Annotated in this window: 21 protein-coding genes; 4 read left to right on the top strand and 17 right to left on the bottom strand. The window is 72.5% G+C overall.

Features of this window, described 5'->3' with window-relative positions; all coding sequences use genetic code 11:
* Nucleotides 1-79: 79 nt before the first annotated feature.
* A complete protein-coding gene (gene dapE / locus LC193_RS20735) occupies nucleotides 80-1174 on the bottom strand; it encodes a succinyl-diaminopimelate desuccinylase (RefSeq protein ID WP_226076354.1) in 1095 nt (364 codons plus the stop codon).
* A gap of 57 nt (nucleotides 1175-1231) precedes the next feature.
* Between dapE and LC193_RS20730 the strand changes: the two genes are divergently transcribed.
* Nucleotides 1232-2131: a hypothetical protein gene (locus LC193_RS20730; protein WP_226076352.1), complete on the top strand. Its 900-nt coding sequence runs from the start codon at nucleotides 1232-1234 to the stop codon at nucleotides 2129-2131.
* 193 nt (nucleotides 2132-2324) lie between these two features.
* Nucleotides 2325-2735: an ATP-binding protein gene (locus LC193_RS20725; protein ID WP_226076350.1), complete on the top strand. Its 411-nt coding sequence runs from the start codon at nucleotides 2325-2327 to the stop codon at nucleotides 2733-2735.
* A gap of 65 nt (nucleotides 2736-2800) precedes the next feature.
* Here LC193_RS20725 and dapC read toward each other — a convergent pair whose 3' ends face one another.
* On the bottom strand, nucleotides 2801-3901 hold the full coding sequence (dapC, locus tag LC193_RS20720; protein ID WP_226078816.1) for a succinyldiaminopimelate transaminase: 1101 nt from the start codon (nucleotides 3899-3901) through the stop codon (nucleotides 2801-2803).
* Nucleotides 3902-4075: 174 nt separating this feature from the next.
* The gene (fdxA, locus tag LC193_RS20715; RefSeq protein WP_077059169.1) at nucleotides 4076-4402 is read right to left on the bottom strand and encodes a ferredoxin; all 327 of its coding nucleotides are present in this window, start codon (nucleotides 4400-4402) and stop codon (nucleotides 4076-4078) included.
* Nucleotides 4403-4529: 127 nt separating this feature from the next.
* Here fdxA and LC193_RS20710 point away from each other — a divergent pair, with 127 nt between their 5' ends.
* Nucleotides 4530-5510, top strand: coding sequence for a GNAT family N-acetyltransferase (locus tag LC193_RS20710; RefSeq protein WP_450264589.1), 981 nt, complete (start codon nucleotides 4530-4532; stop codon nucleotides 5508-5510).
* Nucleotides 5511-5559: 49 nt separating this feature from the next.
* On the opposite strand, the gene LC193_RS20705 is transcribed toward LC193_RS20710, so the two are convergent.
* From LC193_RS20705 to LC193_RS20640, 14 genes are all read right to left on the bottom strand, one after another.
* Nucleotides 5560-7461 carry a hypothetical protein gene (locus LC193_RS20705; RefSeq protein ID WP_226076346.1) on the bottom strand — a complete coding sequence of 634 codons (1902 nt, stop codon included), beginning with the start codon at nucleotides 7459-7461 and terminating at the stop codon, nucleotides 5560-5562.
* 124 nt (nucleotides 7462-7585) lie between these two features.
* Nucleotides 7586-7951 (bottom strand): DUF6113 family protein, encoded by a 366-nt coding sequence (locus LC193_RS20700; protein ID WP_226076344.1) that lies wholly within the window; start codon nucleotides 7949-7951, stop codon nucleotides 7586-7588.
* Nucleotides 7948-8820, bottom strand: a complete 873-nt coding sequence (gene mshB, locus LC193_RS20695) for an N-acetyl-1-D-myo-inositol-2-amino-2-deoxy-alpha-D-glucopyranoside deacetylase (RefSeq protein ID WP_226076343.1) — start codon at nucleotides 8818-8820, stop codon at nucleotides 7948-7950. The genes LC193_RS20700 and mshB overlap by 4 nt, the downstream gene beginning before the upstream one ends.
* Nucleotides 8821-8856: 36 nt before the next feature.
* Nucleotides 8857-9051: a hypothetical protein gene (locus LC193_RS20690; RefSeq protein WP_086162058.1), complete on the bottom strand. Its 195-nt coding sequence runs from the start codon at nucleotides 9049-9051 to the stop codon at nucleotides 8857-8859.
* Between the two features lie 273 nt (nucleotides 9052-9324).
* On the bottom strand, nucleotides 9325-10410 hold the full coding sequence (locus tag LC193_RS20685) for an ABC transporter ATP-binding protein (RefSeq protein WP_226076342.1): 1086 nt from the start codon (nucleotides 10408-10410) through the stop codon (nucleotides 9325-9327).
* A 26-nt stretch (nucleotides 10411-10436) separates the two neighbouring features.
* A complete protein-coding gene (locus tag LC193_RS20680; RefSeq protein ID WP_226078809.1) occupies nucleotides 10437-11438 on the bottom strand; it encodes an ABC transporter ATP-binding protein in 1002 nt (333 codons plus the stop codon).
* A gap of 96 nt (nucleotides 11439-11534) precedes the next feature.
* The gene (locus LC193_RS20675; protein ID WP_086158272.1) at nucleotides 11535-12518 is read right to left on the bottom strand and encodes an ABC transporter permease; all 984 of its coding nucleotides are present in this window, start codon (nucleotides 12516-12518) and stop codon (nucleotides 11535-11537) included.
* A 60-nt stretch (nucleotides 12519-12578) separates the two neighbouring features.
* Nucleotides 12579-14399 carry an ABC transporter substrate-binding protein gene (locus LC193_RS20670; protein ID WP_226076340.1) on the bottom strand — a complete coding sequence of 607 codons (1821 nt, stop codon included), beginning with the start codon at nucleotides 14397-14399 and terminating at the stop codon, nucleotides 12579-12581.
* 37 nt (nucleotides 14400-14436) lie between these two features.
* Nucleotides 14437-15426, bottom strand: a complete 990-nt coding sequence (locus LC193_RS20665) for an ABC transporter permease (protein WP_226076339.1) — start codon at nucleotides 15424-15426, stop codon at nucleotides 14437-14439.
* A gap of 361 nt (nucleotides 15427-15787) precedes the next feature.
* On the bottom strand, nucleotides 15788-16834 hold the full coding sequence (locus LC193_RS20660) for an ABC transporter ATP-binding protein (RefSeq protein WP_226076337.1): 1047 nt from the start codon (nucleotides 16832-16834) through the stop codon (nucleotides 15788-15790).
* Nucleotides 16831-17871 (bottom strand): ABC transporter ATP-binding protein, encoded by a 1041-nt coding sequence (locus LC193_RS20655; protein ID WP_226076335.1) that lies wholly within the window; start codon nucleotides 17869-17871, stop codon nucleotides 16831-16833. The genes LC193_RS20660 and LC193_RS20655 overlap by 4 nt, the downstream gene beginning before the upstream one ends.
* A gap of 49 nt (nucleotides 17872-17920) precedes the next feature.
* Complete coding sequence (locus LC193_RS20650) at nucleotides 17921-18871, bottom strand: ABC transporter permease (protein WP_226076334.1); 951 nt, start codon at nucleotides 18869-18871, stop codon at nucleotides 17921-17923.
* The gene (locus LC193_RS20645; RefSeq protein ID WP_226076331.1) at nucleotides 18864-19787 is read right to left on the bottom strand and encodes an ABC transporter permease; all 924 of its coding nucleotides are present in this window, start codon (nucleotides 19785-19787) and stop codon (nucleotides 18864-18866) included. The genes LC193_RS20650 and LC193_RS20645 overlap by 8 nt, the downstream gene beginning before the upstream one ends.
* A 5-nt stretch (nucleotides 19788-19792) precedes the next feature.
* Nucleotides 19793-21430, bottom strand: coding sequence for a peptide ABC transporter substrate-binding protein (locus tag LC193_RS20640; protein WP_226076328.1), 1638 nt, complete (start codon nucleotides 21428-21430; stop codon nucleotides 19793-19795).
* 150 nt (nucleotides 21431-21580) lie between these two features.
* Between LC193_RS20640 and LC193_RS20635 the strand changes: the two genes are divergently transcribed.
* Nucleotides 21581-22813, top strand: coding sequence for a WD40/YVTN/BNR-like repeat-containing protein (locus LC193_RS20635; RefSeq protein ID WP_226076325.1), 1233 nt, complete (start codon nucleotides 21581-21583; stop codon nucleotides 22811-22813).
* The last annotated feature ends 91 nt before the right edge of the window (nucleotides 22814-22904 follow it).

Genomic DNA, 22904 nt, shown 5'->3' with positions numbered 1-22904 from the left:
TTCCACCTCTCCACGTTGCCTCCCCGCGCGCCGCCGCGGACGCCTTCCCCGCGCCCCCGGCCGTGCGCGCCGCGCCGGATCAGGCCCCGGTGGGGGCCGTCAGCCACGCCCGCAGCCGCTCCTCGCAGCGCACGACGGCCGCGGCCTCGACGCGTTCGTCCCGCTTGTGTGCGAGGTTGGGGTCGCCCGGCCCGTAGTTGACCGCGGGGACGCCGAGCGCGTGGAAGCGCGAGACGTCGGTCCAGCCGAACTTGGGCCTGGGCTCGCCGCCCACCGCCGCGACGAAGGCGCGCGCGGCCGGGTGGGCGAGGCCCGGCAGGGCACCGGGCGAGTGGTCCTCGACGGTGAACTCCTCGACCTCGCAGCCCTCGAAGACCTCGTGGACGTGGGCGACGGCCGCGTCCTGGTCGCGGTCGGGCGCGTAGCGGTAGTTCACGGTGACAACGCACGCGTCGGGGATGACGTTCCCGGCCACCCCGCCCTCGATGCGGACCGCGTTCAGGCCCTCGCGGTATTCGAGGCCGTCGATGACCGGGCGGCGCGGCCGGTAGCCGGCCAGCCGCTCAAGAACGGGGGCCGCGGCGTGGATGGCGTTCTCGCCCATCCAGGCGCGCGCGGAGTGGGCCCGCGCCCCCTTCATGCGCAGCCGCATCCGCAACGTGCCCTGGCAGCCGCCCTCGACCTGCCCGTCGGACGGTTCGAGCAGCACCGCGAAGTCGCCGGCGAGCCAGTCGGGACGGTGGGCGGCGAGGTGGCCGAGGCCGTTGCGCGCGGCCTCGACCTCCTCGTTGTCGTAGAAGACGAAGGTCAGGTCGCGGTTCGGCTCCGGCACGGTCGCCGCGATCCGCAACTGGACGGCGACGCCCGACTTCATGTCGCACGTGCCGCAGCCCCACAGCACGCCGTCGGCGTCGAGCCGGGAGGGCAGGTTGTCCGCCACGGGCACCGTGTCCAGGTGCCCGGCGAGCACCACCCGCTCGGAACGGCCGGCCCGCGTCCTGGCCACGACGTTGTTGCCGTACCGGTCGACGCGCAGCCAGGGCAGGGCCGCGAGCGCCTCCTCGACGGCGTCGGCGAGCGGTTCCTCCGTGCCGCTGACGGACGGGATGTCCACGAGTCGCGCGGTGAGGGTCGCGGCGTCCTGCGACAGGTCGAGAGCGGCGGGTCGTTCCATGGGGTCACGGTACCCGGACGTGCGGGCGGCCTGGTCGGAGCGGGTTACCCTCGTCGCGTGCCAGAACGGACGACCGCCCGGGGAACCCCGGGCAAGCGCCGCGCGCTCCGCGGCGCGCTCGGCATGCTGCTGCTGGCCGGCGCGGGGGTCTACGCGGTCGGGCAGTTCGGCGCGGGCCGCGAGGAGCCGCCGCACTGCGCGGTGACGGGGCCCGACGGCAGAACCGCCTTCACCCTCGGCCACGAACAGGCCGCGAGCGCCGCCACGATCGGGGCGGTGGGCTCGGCCCGCGGCCTGCCCGAGCGCGCGGTGACCATAGCCATCGCCACGGCCATGCAGGAGTCGAGCCTGCGCAACATCGACTACGGCGACCGGGATTCCCTGGGCCTCTTCCAGCAGCGGCCCTCGATGGGCTGGGGCAGCGAGGCCGAGGTGATGGACCCGGTGTACGCGGCGGGCGCGTTCTACGAGCGGCTGGTCGAGGTGCCCGACTACGCGTCGCTGCCGCTGACGGTGGCGGCGCAGGAGGTGCAGCGCAGCGCGTTCCCGGACGCGTACGCCCAGCACGAGGAACGGGCCGCGCTGCTGGCCGGCGCGCTCACCGGCCGCACCGCGGCGGCCCTGACCTGCTCCGTGCCGGTGGCGGAACGGCCGGCCGGGCAGCCGCGCGAGGTGCACAGGCGGCTGGTGCGGGAGTTCGGTGAGGGCGTGCAGCCGATCGGGGACGGCGCCCGGCTGACCGTTCCGCTCCTCGCCGGCGAGGAGACCAGGCGCGGCTGGGAGCTGGCCCACTGGGCGGTGGCCCACTCGGCGGAACTCGGTATCGAGCGGATCGCCCATGGCAATCACGTGTGGGAAGCGCGGAGTTCCGGTGACGGCTGGCGTGAGACGGGCGGGGATTCCGTGGCGGGCGACGCGCGAGAAGTCCAGTTGTCGGTGTTCGGCACCACCGACTGAACCGGACGGCAATTCCCCGCCCGCCGCATTGTTGTGACGTTCCGTCAAATACGCGGCCGGACTGTGCCGCGGAATTCCCGGGCCCGATTATGCGATGCATTGCGAATCCTTTACCCGGACGGGCCGCAACTTCCCACCCGCCGGAAGCGATAGGCACGGCGTCCGCATCGCCACCTTTCGGCAAAGGAGCATCATGTCCCATCCCCTCACGCGCCGCCTCACCAAGGCCGCCCTCCTGCTCGTCGCCGGCACCGCGCCCGTCGTCGGGGCGGCCGGGCAGGCCGCCGCGGCGCCGCTGCCGCAGACGCCGGATCTGACGGGGCTGGTCGCGCCCGAGCACCTCGGGGCCGAGGAGACGCTGAACCACACCGTGGGGGACGTCACCGGCGTGGCCGAGCGGGTCGCGGGCCCCACGGTGCGGGAGGTCGCCCCCGTGGTCGTCCCGCTCGTGCACGACACCGCGCGGGAGACCGGGCGGACGACCGCGGGGCTCGGCATGTCGCTGGCCCACAAGGCGGCGCAGATCGGCCCCACCCCGACCGAACTCCAGCGCATGCTGCCCTCGATGGAGGACCCCTCGATGCACTTGATCACCCTGCCCTGAGGCCGGCGGGCGCACGGCCCCCCGGCGCCGGGGGGCCGTGCCCGCGCGCGGCGCGCGGGCCCGGCTCAGCCGGCGAGGCGGCGCACCGCCGCCGCGACCCGTTCGTCGGTCGCGGTGAACGCCACCCGCACGAACCGCTCGCCCGCCGGGCCGTAGAAGTCGCCGGGCGCCACGAGGATGCCCTCCTCGGCCAGGTCGGCCACCGTGTCCCAGCACGGCTCGTCGCGCGTCGCCCACAGGTAGAGCGACGCCTCGCTGTGCGCGATGCGGAAGCCGCGGCCGAGCAGCGCGTCGCGCAGGCTCGCGCGCCGGGCCGCGTAGCGTTCACGCTGCTCGGACACGTGCGTGTCGTCGCCGAGGGCGACCGCCATGGCCGCCTGCACCGGCGCGGGCACCATCATGCCGGCGTGCTTGCGCAGGGCGAGCAGGCCGCCGAGCACCGCGGCGTCGCCGGCGAGGAACGCCGCCCGGTACCCGGCCAGGTTGGACCGCTTGGACAGCGAGTGGACGGCGACGAGCCCCTCGGTGGTGCCGCCGCACACCTCCGGGTGCAGCACGGACACCGGCTCGGCCTCCCAGCCGAGCTCCAGGTAGCACTCGTCGCTGACCACGAGCACACCGTGCGCCCTGGCCCAGGCCACGATCTCCCGCAGCTCTGCGGCGCCGAGCACGCGACCGGTCGGGTTGGACGGGGAGTTGAGCCACAGCAGCCGCAGCCCCTGCGGGTCGAGCGCCGTGGGCGACTCGCGGTAGGGCACCGGCTCGGCGCCCGCGAGGCGCGCGCCCACCTCGTAGGTGGGGTAGGCGGGTTCCGGGAACGCGACCCGGTCCCCCGGGCCGAGCCCGAGCTGCGCCGGGAGGGCGGCGACCAGCTCCTTGGAGCCGATCACGGGCAGCACGTTGCCGTGCCCGAGCCCGACCGCGCCGGTCCTGCGCCCGCACCAGCCGACGAGCGCGTCGCGCAGCTCGCCCGTGCCCCACACCGTCGGGTAGCCGGGGCTGTCGGAGGCGGCGGCGAGCGCCTGCCTGATCACCTCGGGAACGGGGTCCACCGGGGTGCCGACGGACAGGTCCACGATCCCGTCCGCGTGGGCGGCGGCGGTGGCCTTGTACGGTTCGAGCCGGTCCCAGGGGAAGACGGGCAGGCGGGCGGACACGGATGGCACGGAACGGCTCCAATCCTCGGTGCTTCCTCGGTGCTCCTCGGTACGAAGCACGCTCAGGATCCTCGCGTATCGGGCCGCGTCCCGCGAAACGGGCCGGAACGGCCCGGTCCCGTGCGGCCGGGGCCGCACGGGACCGGGCCCGGCGTCAAAGGGAATGGCCGCGACGGCGGCGGGTCACTCGTCGTGGCTCTGCGGCGGCAGCGCCGCGATGAGCGGGTGGTCCCGCTCGATCAGGCCCAGCTTGCTCGCGCCACCGGGCGAGCCGAGGTCGTCGAAGAACTCCACGTTGGCCTTGTAGTAGTCCTTCCACTCCTCCGGGGTGTCGTCCTCGTAGAAGATGGCCTCGACCGGGCAGACCGGCTCACAGGCGCCGCAGTCCACGCACTCGTCGGGGTGGATGTAGAGGGCGCGCTGCCCCTCGTAGATGCAGTCGACGGGGCACTCCTCGATGCATGCCTTGTCCTTCAGGTCGACACAAGGCTCCGCGATGACGTAGGTCACGCTGTCAGTCCTCCTTGTAGGGGCGGCGGGTCCGCCGTGGTGCGCGCGGGAGCGCGGCGTCGTCGAATGCTCAGCCCTAGTATCGCCGGTGGGAGCCGAAGGACGAACAAGAGGGGCTGAGTAGACCGTGGACATCTCCTTGACCGGCCACCTTACCGTCCGCGTGCAACCGGCTGACGTGGGTGAACGCGTATCTCTCCGCTCGCTCACCGAACCCGGCGACCGCGCGGGACGGTTCACCGACACCGTCGGTGTGCTCACCGCGTGGGCGGACGGAGTGCTGCACGTCACGCGCCGCGACGGGCGCGCCGTTCGCCTGGACGAATCGGCGCTGGTCGCGGGCAAGGTGGTGCCGGCCACGCCGGCCAGGCGCCGCGGGCTGCCGGCGGCCGATGTCGCCGAGCTGACGGCGGCCGGCGTCCGCTCCTGGCCCGCGCCGCGGACCGAACGCGTCGGCGACTGGCTGCTGCGGGCCGCCGACGGCTGGACGTGGCGGGCCAACTCGGCGGTCGCGCTCGGCGCCTCGCCGCCCGACACCGAGCGGATCACGGCCTGGTACGCGGCCCGCGGCCTGCCCGCGGCCCTCCACCTCGCCACCGGGCAGGAGCTGCTGGCGGCCGAGCTGGAGGAACGCGGCTGGACCGCGTCGGGCCACGCCGTCGTGCAAGTCGCCGCCCTGGCCCCGATCGCGGACCGGGAGCCGGACGAACGGGTCGCTGTCGGGCGGACGTTGACGCCCGCGTGGCTGGCCGGCTGGCCGCGGGCCGCCGAGGGGCCCGGGGTCGCGGAAGAGGTGCTGCGCGGCGGCCCGGTGACGCTCTTCGCGCTGGCGCCCGCACCCGGCGGCCGGCCGGCCGCGGTCGGCCGCTGCGTCGTGGACGGCCGGTGGGCGGGCTTCGCCGCGGTGCGGGTGGACGCCGCCCACCGGCGGCAGGGCCTGGCCAGGGCCGTCATGGCCGCGCTCGCGCGGGCCGCGCTCGACGAGGGCGCGAGCGCCGCCCACCTCCAGGTGGAGGCGGACAACACCGCCGCCCGCACCCTGTACCACGGCCTCGGCTTCGCCGACCACCACCACTACCACTACCGCTCCCCGGGCCCGGCGGCCTGAGGCCGCGGCGGGCGCCCCGCGCGGGGCGCCCGCCGGCCGGCGCGCGCGGTCAGCTCGGGTCGAGCTCGATCGTGCCGACCCGCAGGGCCGGGTCGGTCTCGCGCAGCGCCTCGCGCAGGGCGCCCGCGACGTCCTCCGGGGTGACGGGCGTCCGGCTGCCGTCGCCGCGCGTGACCAGGATGCCGTCGAACGTGGCCCCGTAGAGCCCTTCGAGGACCTCCAGGTCGTAGGTGTCCACGAGGCGGCCGTCCACGGCCTGCATGGACAGGAACTGCGGCAGCGAGCCCTGCGGGCTGAACTGGATCTCGACCGCCCCGGCCCGCACGGTCGCCAGGCCCGACATGGCGGGCTCCGCGAACTCCTCCATCGCGCGCTGCACCTCGGCCTCGTCGACCTCGGGCTCCTGCGTGCTCATGGGCAGTTCGACGACGGGGTTGCGGCCGGTGGCCGCGCGCTCGCGGAACGCGGACTCGACCGCGTCCGCGGCCGTCTGGAGGTCCACGGCCGTGCCCGGCTCGCCGAGCCTGCCGATCGCCTCGCCGTTCTCGAAGACGATGCCGCCCTCGACCGGGCCGCTGCCCTGGCCCTCGGCGAGGTCGTCGAGCGCGACGGTCAGCTTCTCCCGGTCGACGGCGAACACCGCGTCCTCGGTCCGTTCCGCGCCGAGCAGGGAGCCGTAGACGGACACCGGGCTGTAGTCCTGCCCCGAGGCCGCCCTGACGGTGGCCTCGACGTCGACGGCGAGCCCGGCGACGCTCGGCCTCAGCTCGACCTCCTGCTCACCGATCAGCAGGGAGAGCGGCTCGTTGTTGGCGGCTTCGAGCTCGGTGTCGAGCCGGCTCGCGGCCTCCTGCGAGCTGAGGCCGCCGATGTCGACGCCGAGCACGGTGGTGCCCGCGGGCACGTCCTCGGGGCTCAGGTAGAGGCCGGCGCCGTAGGCGACGACGGCCGCGCCGACCACGGCGATCGCGATCAGCTTCAGCTTCGAGCGGCCCTTCTTGGGCTTGGGGGCCGCTTTCGGCGGCGCGGCGGCGCCGCCGTCCTTGCCCCCGCCCTTGGGCTCGGTCCTGGCCGGCGGCACCCTCGGCCCGGCCGGCGGGACCGAGGGGCCGGGCCCGGCGGCGGGCCGGTCGGCCGCGGGACGCCGGCCGCCCGGGCGGCCCTGCGCGCCGGTCGCGCCGGACGAGGCGGACGAGGCGGGCGGCTCCGGGATGTCGGCGACGGGCAGCGGCCCGGTCGCCGCGAGGTCGGCGGGGGGCGGCGGCGGGAACGGCCCGCCCAGGTCCATCGTGGTCCCGACCGGGTCCTCGTGCTCGGGCCGCGCCGGCGGCCCCGGCTCGGCGCCCCGGCCTCCGGCGCCCGGGGCTCCGCCGCGCGCCGGAGTCAGCGGCATGTCGCCGGTGGCCGGGCCCGAGGTCGGGCCGACGGGCCGCGGCGGCAGGCCGAGCGGCGTCCCGGCGGGCGGGGTGTCGGACTGCGGTCTGAACCAGGAGGCGGGGATGCCGTCCGCCGGCGTGTCCCCCGCGGCGGCGTGCTCCTCCGGCGCGCCGCCGGCCGCGCCGTGCTCGACCGCGCCGTGCTCGGCCGGGGCGCGCTCCGCGGGGGCGGGACCGCCCGAGGCCGGGGGCTTCTTCGGCTCGAACCAGGAGCTGGTCTTCTTGCCGGGACCGCCGTCCGCCGCGTCGCCAGGCGCCGCGTCACCCGCGGCGGAGGCCGCGCGGACCGCCGGCGCCTGGCGCCCGCCCGGCTCCTGGACGGTCTCCCGCACCACGATCGGCGGGATCGGCCGCGAGCCCGGGATGTTGATGCGGGCGCGGGTGGTCAGCGTTGTCTCGGTCTTCTTCTCGTCCGGCCGGGCAACTCCCGGGCGGACGTCGCCGTCTCCTGTGCCCCGCGGGGGGTCACCCCACCCCAGCGGACCGGGCGGCGAACTGTCAGTTTCACGACTCAAGGCAGGGTCTCCCCGGTTGGGCTACACCGGCCGGCCCGGGACTGGGTCGGGACCGAACGGCTCGCCCCACGATACTGGGGCCCGGGGGGTGGTAGCGCGCCACCACAGGATTGCCCACACACCGCTACGAACGTGAGTGCGCCTGCGGCACGGCGAACAACGGGCGGTCGGCGGGCGCCATCGTCGCACAGGCCGCGGCGAGCCCCATGCCCCCCAGGAGGAACAGATAACTCCCCGCGCCGGCCGCGAAGATGAAGTCGCCCTGGGGGCGGCTGATGGTCAGCACCAGGACGGCGACGGCCCATCCGCCCGCGGGGACGCCCGCTCCCAGCCGGGTGCGCGTGGCGAGCGCGCCGCCCCAGAACAGGGCGCCGGCCCCGCCGAGCGCGAGCAGCAGGCCGAACGGGAACCAGGCGCCCTGGAGGACCGACCCGGCCAGCCCGGCGAGCACGCCGAGCAGGCCGAGCGCCACGTAAGCGGCCCCCCTCATCGCCGGGCGCTTCCTTCGAGCCCCGCGAAGATGTCCTGGGCGCCGGCGGGCACCGGCTCGCCGCCGGCGAGCCGGTAGTACTCCGTCTCCCAGAGGGGTTGCGCGAGGTTGTTGGACAGCGCGAACAGCCCGGCGTCCGGGTCCACCTGGATCTGCGTGGCGTGCGCCGTCATCGCGGCGGTCTTGGCCGCCACCTGCTCGGGGGTGCCGGTCACGGTGAGCGCCACGTGCGGGTCCTCGATCACCCCGGGCAGGTCGCCGGGACCCGCGAGGGCGCGGAACCGGCCGCCGCCCGTGTTGAGCAGGTCCCGCATCCGGGTCTCGACCACGGAACGCGGCGCGCAGTTCCACAGGATGCGCGCGACGCGGTGCCGCTTGGCGGCCAGCTCCGCCGCGTACATCGTGACGCGGTGGGCCATGATGTGGTCCGGGTGCCCGTAGCCCCCGGTCGGGTCGTAGGTGATGAGGACCCGCGGGCGCACCTCGGCGATGATGTCGGCCAGCGCCTCGCCGGCCTCGTCGAGGACGGCGTTGCAGAACGCGTCCGGCCGGTCGTTGATCTCAAGGCCGGCCATGCCGGAGTCGCGCCAGCGGCCCCGGCCGCCGAGGAAGCGGTGGTCGGTGACGCCCAGCGCGCGCATCGCGGCGGCCAGCTCGTCCGCGCGGCGGGGGCCGAGCGCGTCGTCCCGCTTGGCCGCGAGGTGTCTGAGCGAGGGCGGGATGACCTCGCCCTCTTCGCCGAGGGTGCAGGTGACGAGGGTGACCGGGATGCCCGCCGCGACGCAGGCCGCCATGGTCACACCGTTGCAGATCGACTCGTCGTCGGGGTGGGCGTGGACGAGGAGCACGCCAGCCTGGCCGGAACTCATGCAGCGAGCTTAACGGCCGGGCGGCACCCCCGTGGCTCAGAAGCTGATGTCGCTGATCATGTTCGAGAGGCCGGTCGAGAAGTCGTCGATGGCGGGAGCCATGTTGGAACCGGCGAGGTAGAACCCGAGCAGCACGCACACGATCGCGTGCAGGACCTTCAGTCCCGACTTCCTGACCAGCAGAACCACAATGACCGTGAGGAGCAGCACCGCCGAGATGGACAGCCCCATCAGGATCACCTCCAAGAAGTCGCACACGGCTGAGGGCAGGCCAATGAGACCGGACGTTCCAGGAAGTGTCCTTCCAGCACGCGTTCTGGATCATAGCGAGCGACGACCCGCTCACGGTTCGGTGCACGGAAGCAGAGAAGGGGCGCACGCCCCCCGGCTCGCGCTGAACCCCCGGGAAACGGCGGGCCGTTCACCGGTCGGCCGGTGCGGCGGCCGGCCGGAGTGCCGCGCCGGTGCCGCCGCGGCGCCCGGTCAACCGGCCGCGCCCGCGCCCTACTCGGGGAAGTGACAGGCCGTCAGGTGACCGGCGTCGTTGCCCTCGATCCGAATCAACGGCGGTTCCTCCGACGCGCACTTGGCCTCGGCCTTCCAGCAGCGCGTGCGGAAGCGGCACCCGGAGGGCGGATCGGTCGGTGACGGCACGTCACCCGTGAGGCGGATGCGTTCCCTGGGCCTCGGCACGGTGCCGCCCCCGCCGTCCGCAGCCGCGTCCCCGCCGCCCGGGCCGGTCTCCTCCGCGGCCTCGGCGCCGGCCTCCGGCACCGCGGAGAGCAGCGCGTGGGTGTAAGGGTGCCTGGGCCGCTCGTAGATGGCCCGCCGGTCGCCCAGTTCGACGATCTTGCCGAGGTACATGACGGCGACGCGCTCGGAGAAGTGCCGCACGATCGCGAGGTCGTGGGCGATGAAGAGGAACGCGATGCCGTGCTCGCGCTGCACGCGCCGCAGCAGGTTGACGACCTGCGCCTGGATGGAGACGTCCAGCGCCGAGACCGGCTCGTCCGCGATGATCAGCTTCGGTTCGAGGGCCAGCGCCCTGGCCACGCCGATGCGCTGCCGCTGCCCGCCGGAGAACTCGTGCGGGAAGCGGTTGTAGTGCTCGGGGTTGAGGCCGACGGTTTCGAGCAGTTCGCGGACCCGCGCCTCCCGGCCGCCGGGCGGCTGGATGCCGTTGATCTCCATCGGGCCGCCGATGATCGTCCCGACGGTCTGCCGCGGGTTCAGCGAGGCGTACGGGTCCTGGAAGATCATCTGGATCTCCGAGCGGACCGGTGCGAGCGCGCGGCGGCCGGCGTGCGTGATGTCCCGGCCCCGGTAGGTGATGGTGCCGGCGCTGGGTTCGAGCAGCCGGGCCAGCAGGCGGCCCGTCGTCGACTTGCCGCACCCGGACTCGCCGACCAGGCCGAAGCTCTCGCCCGCGTGCACGGTGAAGTCCAGGCCGTCGACCGCCTTCACGGCGCCGACGGTCCTCTTGATGGGGAAGCCGCCCTTGACCGGGAAGTGCTTGACGAGCCCTTCGACGCTCATCAGGGGCGCCCGGTCCGTCCCGTTGCGCGTGCCGTCCGACGTGGCGCTTGTCATCGCTGTCCTTTTCTTGGCTGCCCGGCCTAGCGGAGCCGGGGCTGGATCCGCTCGGCGAAGAAGGTCCGCCGCTGCTCCGCGGTCAGGTGGCAGGCCGCGCCGTGCCCGCCGGGCAGGGCGGGCCGGTCGTGCGCGCAGCCGGCCGGGCCCGCCACCTCGCCGGGGAATTCGCACCTGGGCGCGAACGGGCAGCCGGCCGGCGGGTTCAGCAGGCTGGGCGGGGTTCCGGTGATCGGCACGAGTTCGCGGTCGACGTCGCCGCCCAGCCGCGGCATCGCGGCCAGCAGCCCCCAGGTGTAGGGGTGCTGGGGGCGGTGCAGCACGTCCTGGACGCCGCCGCGTTCCACGGCCCGGCCGGCGTACATCACCAGCACCTCGTCCGACACCTGGGCCACCACGCCGAGGTCGTGGGTGATCATGATGATGGCCGAGCCGAACTCCTGCTGGAGGTCGAGCAGCAGGTCGAGGATCTGGGCCTGAACGGTCACGTCGAGCGCCGTCGTCGGCTCGTCCGCGATCAGCAGGTCGGGGTCGCAGATCAGCGCCATCGCGATCATGACGCGCTGCCGCATGCCGCCGGAGAACTGGTGCGGGTAGTCGTCCACGCGCCGCGCGGGGCTGGGGATGCCGACCTTCTCCAGCATCTCGACGGCGCGTTCGCGCGCCTCGCGCCGGGAGGCGCCGCGGTGCTTGCGGAACGGCTCGGCGATCTGCCGGCCGACCGTGTAGTACGGCGAGAGGGCGGTCAGCGGGTCCTGGAAGATCATGGCGACCTTGTTGCCGCGCAGCCGCTCCAGCCTGCGTTCCGGAGCGCCGGTCAGCTCCTCGCCGTCGAGGTGGATCTCGCCGGACACGGTGGTGTGCCGCGGGTCGTGCAGCCCCAGGATGGTCTGGTTGGCCACGGACTTGCCGGAGCCCGACTCCCCGACGATGCCCAGGGTCCGGCCGCGTTCGAGGTCGAAGGAGAGGCCGTCGACCGCCTTGACCACGCCGTCCTCCGTCGTGAAGCCGACCCGCAGGTCGCGCACCGAGAGGAACGGGGCGCCGGCCGCCGCGGCTCCCGGCGCGCCCTCGGGGGCGCCGGGCGCGGGGCCTTCGGAAGGGGGAGTCACGTCGATCCGCTCCTAGGCCAGCCGCACGCGCGGGTCGATCAGCGCGTAGCAGGCGTCGATGATGATGTTGAACAGGACGATCATGAGGGCGGCGAACAGCATCACGCCCATGAGCATGGGCAGGTTGGACTGGGTGACGGAGTCGACCGCGAGCCTGCCGAGGCCGTGCAGGGAGAACGTGACCTCGGTGATCATGGCGCCGCCGAAGAGCGAGCCGAGGTCGATGCCGAAGATGGTCACCACGGGGATCAGCGAGCCGCGCCAGGCGTAGCGGAAGAACACCGTGGGCCGCGACATGCCCTTCGCCCGCGCGGTGCGGACGTGGTCCTCCTGGAGTTGCTCGATGAGGGTGGCGCGCGACATGCGGGAGTAGTTCGCCGTGAAGATCGTCGCCAGGACCAGCCAGGGCAGCAGCAGCCCCTTGAACCACTCCCACGGCTCCTCGGTGAACGCGGCCGTGTCCGAAGGCTGCGGCAGGACGCCCATGTTGTAGACGAGGACGGCCAGGGCCAGCGGGCCGAGGAAGTAGATCTGCATGGAGCTGAGGACCAGCGAGGTGGAGCTGACCGTCTTGTCCAGCAGGGTGCCGCGCCTGGCGGCGGCCAGCATGCCGAAGCCGAGGCCGAGGACGAGGAAGACGACGGCGCCGCCGACGGTCAGCGAGACCGTGGTGGGCAGCCGGTCGAGGATGGTGTCGAGGACCGGGCGGTTGTCCCGGAACGAGAAGCCGAGGCAGGGGGCCGGGCAGTGGCCGGCCGGGAAGTCGCGGCCGGCGAAGATGCCGACCATGTACTCCCAGTACTGCACGGGAATCGCCTTGTCGATGCCCAGGTTGTGCTCGACGACGGCCAGCTGCTCCTCGGTGCAGACGCCTTTGCCGCAGGCGAGCAGCGCGGGGTTGCGCGGGATCGCGTAGAAGAGGAAGAACGTGACGGCGCTGATGACCAGCAGGATGGCGACGGCGCCGAGCGATCGCCTCAGGAGGAATCTGAGCATCGGGGTGACTGCCTTCGGGTCGGTGCCGGCCGGCCCGTCGCACGGGCCGGCCGGCGTCTGCTAGTCCGCGTCCTGGATGACGTAGATGCGCCGCATGTCGACGGTGCCGAAGTCGTCGTTGAACACCGCGCCGCCGATCAGCGAACCGTGCATGATGGTCTGCCGGTAGGCGAAGCCGGGCACCGAAGGGACCAGCTCCTGCTCGATGTGCTCGCTGAGTTCGACCCAGGCGGCGGCTGCCTCGGCGGCGTCCTGGATGCCGCGGATGCGGTCGATCTCGGAGTTGACGTACTCGTCGTCCAGGTGGCTGTAGTTCGAGGCGCCGTCCTGGATCTGCCGCCCGTCGAACAGCGGCGGGATGACCGTGCCCGCCGACAGCCAGTCGTGGCCCCAGCTGCTGCGGTAGATGTCGTAGCCGCCGTCGACGACGCCGATGGTGTCGTAGTAGGTCTCCGGCGGCACCTCGCTGCGGTTGACCTCGAAGCCCGCCGACTCCAGCGCGTCGGCGACGGCCACGGCGGCCTGCTGGTCCTCGGCCGCGGTGTGGTGGACGTAGGACAGCTCGAAGCCGACCGCGTCGGCCTCTTCGAGGAGTTCCCTGGCGCGCTCGATGTCGCCCTGCGGGGCGGCGAGCTTGCCGAACGGGTCCCAGTCCGGCTGGTGGCCCGGCAGCAGCGGGCTGATGTGGCTGGCGGCGTACTGGCCGCCGATGGAGCCGCCGTACGCGTTCAGGACGCCGTTGAGCGGCAGCGCGTGCGCGATGGCCTGGCGCACCCGCACGTCGGTGACCGTGTCGGTGTTGATGGCCAGGCTCCACACGTACGACTGGTAGCCGTCGACCAGGCGCTCGCGGTACTGCGGGTCCTCCATGACCGTGGGGCCGTTGCCCGCGTCGAGGCCGTTGCTGAACGTGATGCCGTACTGGTTCTCGCCGTTGTCGGCCATCAGCCGCGCGGTGGAGTCCTCCTGCGTGTGCCCGAAGCTGATCTCGAAGGCGTCCGGGTAGGCGTGGCGCGTCGGGTCGGTCTCCGGCACCCAGTGCTCGTTGCGCGCCAGCGTCATGGAACGGCCGGGGCGGTGCTCGGCGATGCGGTAGGGGCCCGAGGTCATCGGCTCCTGGTCGTACGCCTCGCGCGTGTCGTGCTCGTCGGACACCACGGCGTAGCCGGCGATCGACAGGGCGTACGGCAGGTCGTTCTGCGGCTGGTCGAAGTGGAAGACGATGGTGCGCTCGTCCGGGGTCTCCAGCACGGAGTCGGGCAAGTGGTCGCCCTCGTAGGGGCCTTCGGGCAGCAGTTCGCGGTAGTCGCTGCCGCCGGTGCCCGCGAGCCACTGCTGGATGTAGGTGGGGCCCTGGGTGATGAACGGCGCGAACTGCCGCTCGAAGGTGTGCCTGATGTCGGCGGAGGTGATGGGGCTGCCGTCCGCGAAGCGGATGTCCTCCTTGAGGGTGTACGTCCAGGTGCGGCCCCCGTCGGATGCCTGCCCCGAGTCGGTCGCCAGGTCGCCGACCACGGTGTAGTTGCCGTCGTTGTCCAGTTGGACGGCGGTGAGCCCGCGGTGGATGAGCCGCGCGATGTTCTGCTCGTGGGAGACGTAGATCTGGGCCGGGTCGAGGTGGTCGGGCGGGACGTCCTCGAAGACGTTGACCGTGCCGCCCGGCTGTGCGTCGGGGACGGGCTCGGCGGGCCCGGTGGACGCCGCCTCGTCGCCGAAGGATATGGCCGTCAGCTCCTCGGGGGCGGCGGACTCCTGGCCGCCCTCCTCCTCTTCGCCGCCGCCTCCGCCGCCGCCGCTGCTGCACGCGCCGAGCAGCAGCGTGCCCGCCACCGCGAGGGACACCCCGGCGGCGCGCCCTTTGCGCAGGGTTCTCATGCTCATGGGTTGCTGTGCACCTGCCCGTTCCTGAGAAGGGATGTCATCGGACGGTCCTGGGGTCGAAGGCGTCCCTGACCGAGTCCCCGAGGAGGTTGAAGGCGACGACGAAGATCACCATCGAGACCCCGGGGAAGAACATGTAGGTGATGTCGCTGCGGTACACCTCGGCCGCCGTGGCGAACATGCGGCCCCAGTCCGGGGTGGGCTCGGTGAGGCCGACGCCAAGGAAGGACAGGGCCGCCGCGGTGGTGACGAAGCTGGGCAGCATATACGTGGCCTGCACGAGGATCGGCGAGACGACGTTGGGCAGCAGCTCCTTGCGGATGATGCGCCACGGCGAGGCGCCGCTGACCTTCGCGGCCTCGACGAACTCGCGTTCGCGCAGCGAGAGGGTGGCGCCGCGCAGGATGCGGCCGAGTGTCATCCAGCCGAGGGCCCAGAGCACGATGATGACGGAGATGACCTTGACGTGGGTGGGCGTCTCCTGGCGCGGGTCCACGAAGAGGGTGGCGATGATCGGCAGGAACGCCACGAAGAACAGCTGCTGCGGGAAGGCCATCAGCAGGTCGATGAGCCGGCTGATGAACGCGTCCCAGCGTCCGCCGAGGTAGCCGGCGGCGATGCCGAGGACGATCGCGGTGAGCGTGGCGAGCACGGTGACGGCGAGCGCGATGAACAGTGAGGTGCGTATCCCGTAGACGAGTTCCATGAAGACGTCGCGGCCCGTGCCCGGTTCGAGCCCGAACCAGAACTCGCCGTCGATGCCGCCGTTGGGCTTGACGGGATAGCCGTACTCGTTGAGCAGGCCGCTTTCCAGCTGGCCGTAGCGGGTGTACGGGTCCTTGCCGTAAAGCCAGGAGATGACCGGGGCGAGCAGCCCGACCGCGAAGAAGAAAAGCACCACACAGGCCGAAATCACGCCGACCCGGTCACGCCGGAAACGGCGCCACATCAACTGCCCGGGCGAACGGCCGACGGCACCGGGCTCGACAGCCTGAACGGCCTCAGGTGCCACGGTTTGGCTGGACATCGAGCCCCCCGACGAGTGTGGTCCCGCACCGTGCGATGCGTGTAGAGCGCGACTGTGGCAAGGGACACAGTTACCCGTCAAGGAGTAGCAGAGGTACACACCTTTGGCAGTGCGACCGGGCGCCGAGAATATGCCGATTGGCATGGAATCTTGCTTGACACGGTCAACGGCGATCGGAATTGTGGGGAAAAGTCAGGGGCCGGCCTGTTAACAAGGCGGCAACGCCCATGACCCTTTACCGATATGCGGACGCCCCAGACTGTGCGGGTACGGCCGTGCGGGTGCCGTAGACCGGGGCGGCGCGGCCGGAAGGCCGCTCCGCCCCGGTCCTGCCGCCCGGGGCAGGCGGCGGGGCAGGCCGTCAGCCGCGCACCGCGCGGCCCTTGTCCTCGGCGAAATGGCAGGCGGAATCGTGCCGCGCGGGACCGCTCGCCCCGGCGTACTCGGCCGGCACCGCGAGCGGCGGGTCGACCTCGGCGCACAACGCCTGGGCCTTCCAGCAGCGGGTGCGAAAACGGCAGCCCGAGGGAGGATTGGCCGGAGATGGCACATCTCCGGCAAGAATGATGCGCTCGCGGCGCCTGCTGAGTTCCGGATCGGGCACGGGAACGGCCGAGAGCAGGGCCTGCGTGTAGGGATGCGTGGCGTGTTCGTAGATCTCTTCCTCCGTGCCCGTCTCCACGATGCGCCCCAGGTACATGACCGCGACCCGGTCCGAGATGTGCCGCACGATGGACAGGTCGTGCGCGATGAACATGTAGGCGAGACCGAATTCGCTTTGCAGGCGTTCCATGAGGTTGATGACCTGCGCCTGAACGGACACGTCGAGCGCGGAGACCGGTTCGTCGGCCACGATGATTTCCGGGTTGAGCGCGAGTCCTCTCGCGATTCCGATGCGCTGCCGCTGACCGCCGGAGAACTGGTGCGGATAGCGGTTGATGTATTCGGGATTCAGCCCGACGACGTCGAGGAGTTCCTGCACCCGGCGCCGCCGGTCGCCTTTCGGTGCCACGTCGGGATGGATGTCGAAGGGCTCGCCGATGATGTCGCCGACCGTCATGCGCGGGTTGAGCGAGGTGTACGGGTCCTGGAACACCATCTGGATGTTCCGCCGCACGGCCTTCAGCGCGCGCCCGGAAAGGCGGGAGATGTCCTCCCCCTTGTACCGGATGCTGCCCGCCGTCGGCCGTTCCAGGTTCAGCATCAGCTTCGCCACGGTGGACTTCCCGCAGCCCGACTCCCCCACGATGCCCAGGGTCTCCCCCGGCCACAGGTCGAACGACACCCCGTCGACCGCCTGCACCGCGCCGATCCGCCGCCGCACCAGGACGCCGCGCGTCAGTGGGAAGTGCTTGACCAGGTCGCGGACTTCGAGGATCGGCTCACGGCCGCCCGCTGTCCCGCTCACCGCGCGCCACCCCCGTTCGCGCCCGGCCGGACCGGCTGGACGGGCTCGCCCGGCGCGTCGGGCTCACCGATCGTCTCCTTCCAGAAGTGGCAGGCGCTCGACCGCCCCGGCCCCGTGTCGTACAGCGGCGGGCGCGGATCGTGCCGGCAGACCTCGCGGACCTGCGGGCAGCGCGGGTGGAACGGGCAACCGGGCGGCACCCGCAGCAGGTTGGGCGGCAGCCCCTTGATGGCCAGCAGGTCACCGCCCTTGTGGTCCAGGCGCGGGATGGAGTCGAGCAGCCCCTTGGTGTAGGGGTGGGCGGGACGCTTGTACAGCTCGTGCACCGGCGCGTTCTCCACGATCCGCCCCGCGTACATCACCGCGATCTTGTCCGCCACGTCCGCGACCACGCCCAGGTCGTGCGTGATCAGGATCAACCCCATGTTGTAGTCCCGCTGGAGGTCGGCCAGCAGGTCCATCACCTGCGCCTGCACCGTCACATCCAGCGCCGTGGTCGGCTCGTCCGCGATCACGATGTCCGGCTCAAGAGCCAGCGCCATCGCGATCATGATCCGCTGCCGCATACCACCGGAGAACTGGTGCGGATAGTCGTTCACCCGCTCCTTCGCCGCCGGAATGCGCACCCGGTCCATCAACTCGACGGCCTTCTGCTTCGCCTCCTTCCGCGAAGCCCCCCGGTGCACCCGGAACATCTCCCCCAACTGGTACCCCACCGACAGCACCGGGTTCAGCGAGGACAGCGCGTCCTGGAAGATCATCGCCATCTTCTCGCCCCGCACGCGCCGGCGTTCCTCACGCCCGAGGGTGAGCAGGTCCCGGCCCTGGAACAGGATGCGCCCGCCGGTGACGCGGCCGGGCGGCGAGTCGAGGATGCCCATGACGGCCTGCGCGGTGACCGACTTGCCCGAGCCCGACTCCCCGAGCACCGCGAGCGTCTCGCCCTCGGCCACGGAGAACGCGGCACCGTTGACCGCGTTGACGACCCCGTCCCGGGTGCGGAACTCCACCGTCAGGTCCTGGACGTCCAGCAGCATCGCGCCGCTCCCTCCTCGTCGTCGGTCATCGTCGGCCAGGTCCCCCGCCTCAGCGGAGCCTGGGGTCGAGGGCGTCGCGCACCGCGTCGCCGAGCATGATGAAGGCCAGCACCGTCAGGCTCAGCGCGGCGGCCGGGTACAGCAGGATGTGCGGCGCGTTGCGGAACTGCATGCCGTCGGAGGCGGCGGAGATGTCCACGCCCCAGGACACGGTCGGCGGTCGCAGCCCGACGCCCAGGTAGCTGAGCGTCGCCTCCAGCGCGATGAACGTGCCCAGCATGATGGTCGCCATCACGATGACCGGGGCGACCGCGTTCGGCAGGATGTGCCGCAGCAGCATGCGGGTGTTGCTCGCCCCGAGGGCGCGCGCCGCCTGCACGTAGTCGTTCTGCTTGACGGTGATCACCGAGCCGCGCGCGATGCGGGCGACCTGCGGCCAGCTCAGCGCGGCGATCACCAGCACCACCGGCCAGATGCCGGTGAGCGAGATCATGCTGAGGAACACGATCGCGCCGAGGATCAGCGGAATGCCGAAGAACACGTCGGTGAGCCGGGACAGCAGCGCGTCCCAGAAGCCGCCGAGGAACCCGGCGAGGCCGCCGACCACCGCGCCGAGCAGCGCGACGCCGAGTGTGGCGCACAGCCCCACCGTGATCGAGGCCCGCGCCCCGTGCACCGTGCGCGTGTACACGTCGCAGCCCTGCGTGTCGAAGCCGAACCAGTGCCCGGAGGACGGGCCTTCGAGCGAACGCCCGAGCCGGCAGCGCTGCGGGTCCTCCGAGGCGATCAGCCCCGGCCACACCGCGATCACCACGAGGAACAGGATCAGCAGCGCGGAGACGACGAACACGGGGTTGCGCCGCAGGTCGCGCCAGGCGTCGGTCCACAGGCTGCGGGCGCGTTCCCCCTCCGCGACTCTGGCGGCGCCCGCGGTGAGCCCCTGCGCCGCGGCCTCCTCCTGCGCGCCGAGCGAGTTCTTCGCGGGCTGCTGTTCAGGCATAGCGGATCCTCGGGTCGAGCACGGCGTACAACAGGTCGACGAGCAGGTTCGCCAGCAGGAAGATCAGCACCAGGACGATCACGAAGCCGACGACCGTGGGCGAGTTCTGCCGCAGGATGCCCTGGTACAGCTGGTAGCCGACGCCCTGGATGTTGAAGATGCGCTCGGTCACGATCGCCCCGGCCATCAGCGTGCCGAGGTCGGCGCCGAGATAGGTCACCACGGGGATCAGCGAGTTGCGCAGCAGGTGCCGTACGGTGACGCGGCCGCGCGGGAGGCCCTTGGCGACGGCGGTGCGGATGTAGTCGGCGCGGGCGTTCTCGGCGACGGAGGTCCTGGTCAGCCGCGTGACGTAGGCCAGCGAGACCAGGGCGAGGATGAGCCCGGGCACGATCAGCTCGTCGAGCCTGGCGTCCGGGCTGACGGCGGGGTCGATCCAGCCGAACTCGACGCCGAGGAAGAACTGCGCGGTGGTGCCGAGCACGAACGTGGGCACGGCGATCACCACGAGCGTCAGCAGCAGGACCGTCGTGTCGAGGGAACGGCCGCGGCGCAGCCCGGTCACGACGCCGAGCAGGATGCCGAGCACGATCTCGAAGGTCAGGGCGACCAGCGCGAGCCGCAGACTGATGGGGAAGGCCCGTTCCATCAGCTCGGTGACGGGCTGCCCGTTGAACGCGGTGCCGAAGTCGCCGGTGAAGATCTTCCCCATGTACAGCAGGTACTGCTGCCACAGCGGCTTGTCGAGGTTGAACTCCGCGCGCAGCGCCGCCGCGGTCGCCGGGTCGGGTCCGCGGTCGCCGAACAGCGCGGCCACCGGGTCGCCGAGCGCGTAGACCATGACGAAGATGAGGAACGTGGCCCCGATGAAGACCGGGATCATCTGGAGCAGGCGTCGGATGACGTAGCGCCCCATCCGGGTCAGCTCACCTTGATGTCGGTGAAGACGGGAACGGAGAACGGGTTGAGCGTGACGTCGCTGAGGCGTTCGGAGTGCCCGGCCGTGCCGTTCTGGTACCACAGCGGGATCGCCGGCAGGTCCTGCGCCAGCACCCGTTCCGCGTCCTGGAACGTCTCGACGGCCGCGTCCTCGTCGGACTCGGAGTTGGCCCGGTCGACGAGCTCGTCGAACTCCTCGCTGCTGTAGCCGGAGTCGTTGGAGGAGGCGTCCGTGTAGTACAGGGGCTGGAGGAAGTTCTGGATCAGCGGGTAGTCCATCTGCCAGCCGGTGCGGAACATGCCGGTCATCTCGCGTCCCGTGACGCGGTTGCGGAAGTCCGCGAACGTCGGGACGGGGTTGACCGTGCAGGCGCCGGTGTCGTCCAGCGCGTTGTTGATGCTGTTGCAGACGGCGTCCATCCACTGCCGGTGCGAGCCGGTGTCCACGTTCGAGGTCAGCGTGACCCGGCCGCCCGGCAGTCCGCCGGCGTCCTCGATCAGCTGCCTGGCGCGTTCGGGGTCATAGGTGCAGACCTCTCCGCACAGCCCCTCCTCGTAGCCGCCCGCGTCACCGAGCACGGGCGAGGTGAAGTCGCTCGCCGGCGTGCGGGTGTCGTGGAAGATGCGCGAGGTGATCTGCTCCCGGTCGATCGCCATCGAGAGGCCGCGGCGCAGCTGCGCGCCCCGCTCGCCCTCCCAGCCCTCGTCGTACAGCGGGAAGGAGACGGTCTGGATGATGCCGGCGGGCTGGTTGATGTAGCGGTCCCCGAGGTCCTCGCTCGCGTGTTGCAGCTGGGAGGCGGGCACGTCGTCGATGAGGTCGAGGTTGCCGGCCTGGAGATCGGTGTACGCGGTGTTGTTGTCGGTGTAGACGCGCAGTTCGACGCCGTCGTTCTGCGCCTCGTCCTCGCCCGCGAAGCCCTCGTACTTGACCAGGGTCATGCTCTGGCTGCGGTTGTAGGAGTCGATGCGGTAGGGGCCGTTGCCGATCGGCTTGTCCAGCCACGCGTCGTGGTCGTCGAAGAACGCCCGGGGCAGCGGCGCGTAGGCGGCGTAGCCCAGCGTCTCCGGCCACAGGGAGAACGGCTCGCTGAGCCGGACGCTGAAGGTGAGGTCGTCGATGACGCGCAGCCCGCTGAGCGTGTCGGCGGTGGCCTCCTCCCCCTCCTCGGTGGGATGCACCTCGTCGTAGCCGTCGATGAACTGGAAGAAGTAGCTGGCGACCTGGGCGTTGTCGATGTGGGCGCCGTAGTTCCAGGCGTCGACGTAGGAGGCCGCGGTGACCGGCGTGCCGTCGCTGAACGTCCAGCCGTCCTCGATGGTGATGGTGAAGTTCTGCTGGTCGTCGGTCTCGATGGTCTCGGCCATCTCGTCCTCGGCCTCGCCGGTCTCGGGGTCGTACCGCTTGAGGCCGCGGAAGATCATGTCGAGCACCTTGCCGCCCTGCACCTCGTTGGTGTTGGCGGGTTCGAGCGGGTGCTGGGGGTCGCCCCACGAGGCGCGGATCATGCCGCCGCCGCTGCCGCCCCCCGTGTCGTCCCCGCCACCGCAGGCCGTGGCCGCCAGGACGATGGCCGTCGCACCGGCCACGGCGCCGGTCAGGCGGGGGCTTCCTGGCATGCGAACCTCCTCGGAGCGGTGAATCCGTATGAGGACCTATAAAACCGCTTATATCCATCCGGATCGGTGAAGGCCGCGGGGGCCGGTCCGGAGTGTTGCCCGAAACCCCCCATATGCCGGACGCCGTCCCCTTCGGCTATTGTCCGGATCATGCGCCAGAGGCCCGGACTCGCCGCGGTCGCCATGCTCGCCGCCGCGCTGCTCGCCTGCACCCCGGGCGGGACCGAGGAGCCCGGACGGTCCACGCCGTCCGCAGCCGCGCCCGTGTCGCCGCCGACGCCCATGCCCTCGGCCGAGCCGCCGCGCATCCCCTCGGCGGACGGAATGCCGGCGCAGGACGTGGCGCTCCAGTTCGCCGACCCCGCGCACGCCTTCGCCCTGCTGACGGACTGCCCCGACCAGGGCGACTGCACGTTCTCGCTCGCCGTCCTTGAGGACGGCGAGGGCTGGCACCTGCGGGACACCCCGCTGCGCGGCACGGCGGGCGACGGAACGGACCGCGCCCTTGAGGTGGCGGGCCCGGGCAGCGCGCGGCTGGTCCAGCGGGACAGCACGGGCGGGACGGAGAGCTGGCTGAGCACCGACGGGGGACGGACGTGGCGCACCGCGTCCGCGAAGCCGACGGGCACCACCGAGGAGATCCCCGAGGGGGCGACGCTCGTCGCGGGGGACTCCGACGCACCCGGCGACATCTGGAACTCCTGGGATGCCTGGGACACCGGGGGCAACGGGGAACAGGTCGAGGTCCTGATGCCGGACACCGCCGAGTACCGCGTGCTGGCCGAGCAGCCGCCGCTCGATGTGGTCAGACGCCTCGGCCTGCTGCCCGACGGCACCTACTGGGCGCAGGGCCACGCGGCCGGAAGCGGCGACCCGGCCGTGGCCGTCACCCGGGACCGGGGCCGCAGCTGGGAGCTGCTCGCGCAGCCGCCGACCCCGCCGGGCCACGGCCACAACGCCGAGGTGCGCAGCCTGGTCGCCGTAGGGGACGCCCTCCTCGCCTTCGAGACCGGCGTGCTGCTGGCCGACATCCACCGGGGCACCACGGCCGGCGCCCTCATCGCGATCCACCGCAGCGACGACGGCGGCCGGTCGTGGGAGCGGGTGTGGACCGGCGGGGGCGGCACCGTCCCGCGCTCCCTGCTGGGCACGCCGATCGCGGCGGCCGACGGCAGCCTCGTGGTCTACGCGGACGACGGCATCTTCACCAGCAGGGACGGCGGCGTCTCCTTCGAGAGCACCCGCGTCGGGCCGCCGCCCGAGCGGCCCGCCCTGACCCGCGCGGGCTACCTGCTGACGGGCCTCGGCACCCCGGGCCACTACCGGATCTCGGCCGACGGGTTCACCTGGCACACGATCATCCTGGGCGGGGCCGCCCGCTGACCGCGGCGGCGCGCCGCGCGGGGGGTTGACGGGCCCGGGGGCCGCCTCTACGGTCCCGCCAACTCCCCGAACGCCGTTCGCTCCACCGAAC

This window comes from Streptomyces marincola, assembly GCF_020410765.1.
Classification (GTDB): Bacteria; Actinomycetota; Actinomycetes; order Streptomycetales; family Streptomycetaceae; genus Streptomyces; species Streptomyces marincola.
Note: the sequence above shows the minus strand (reverse complement) of the source record. Positions and strands in the feature narration are given on the sequence as shown.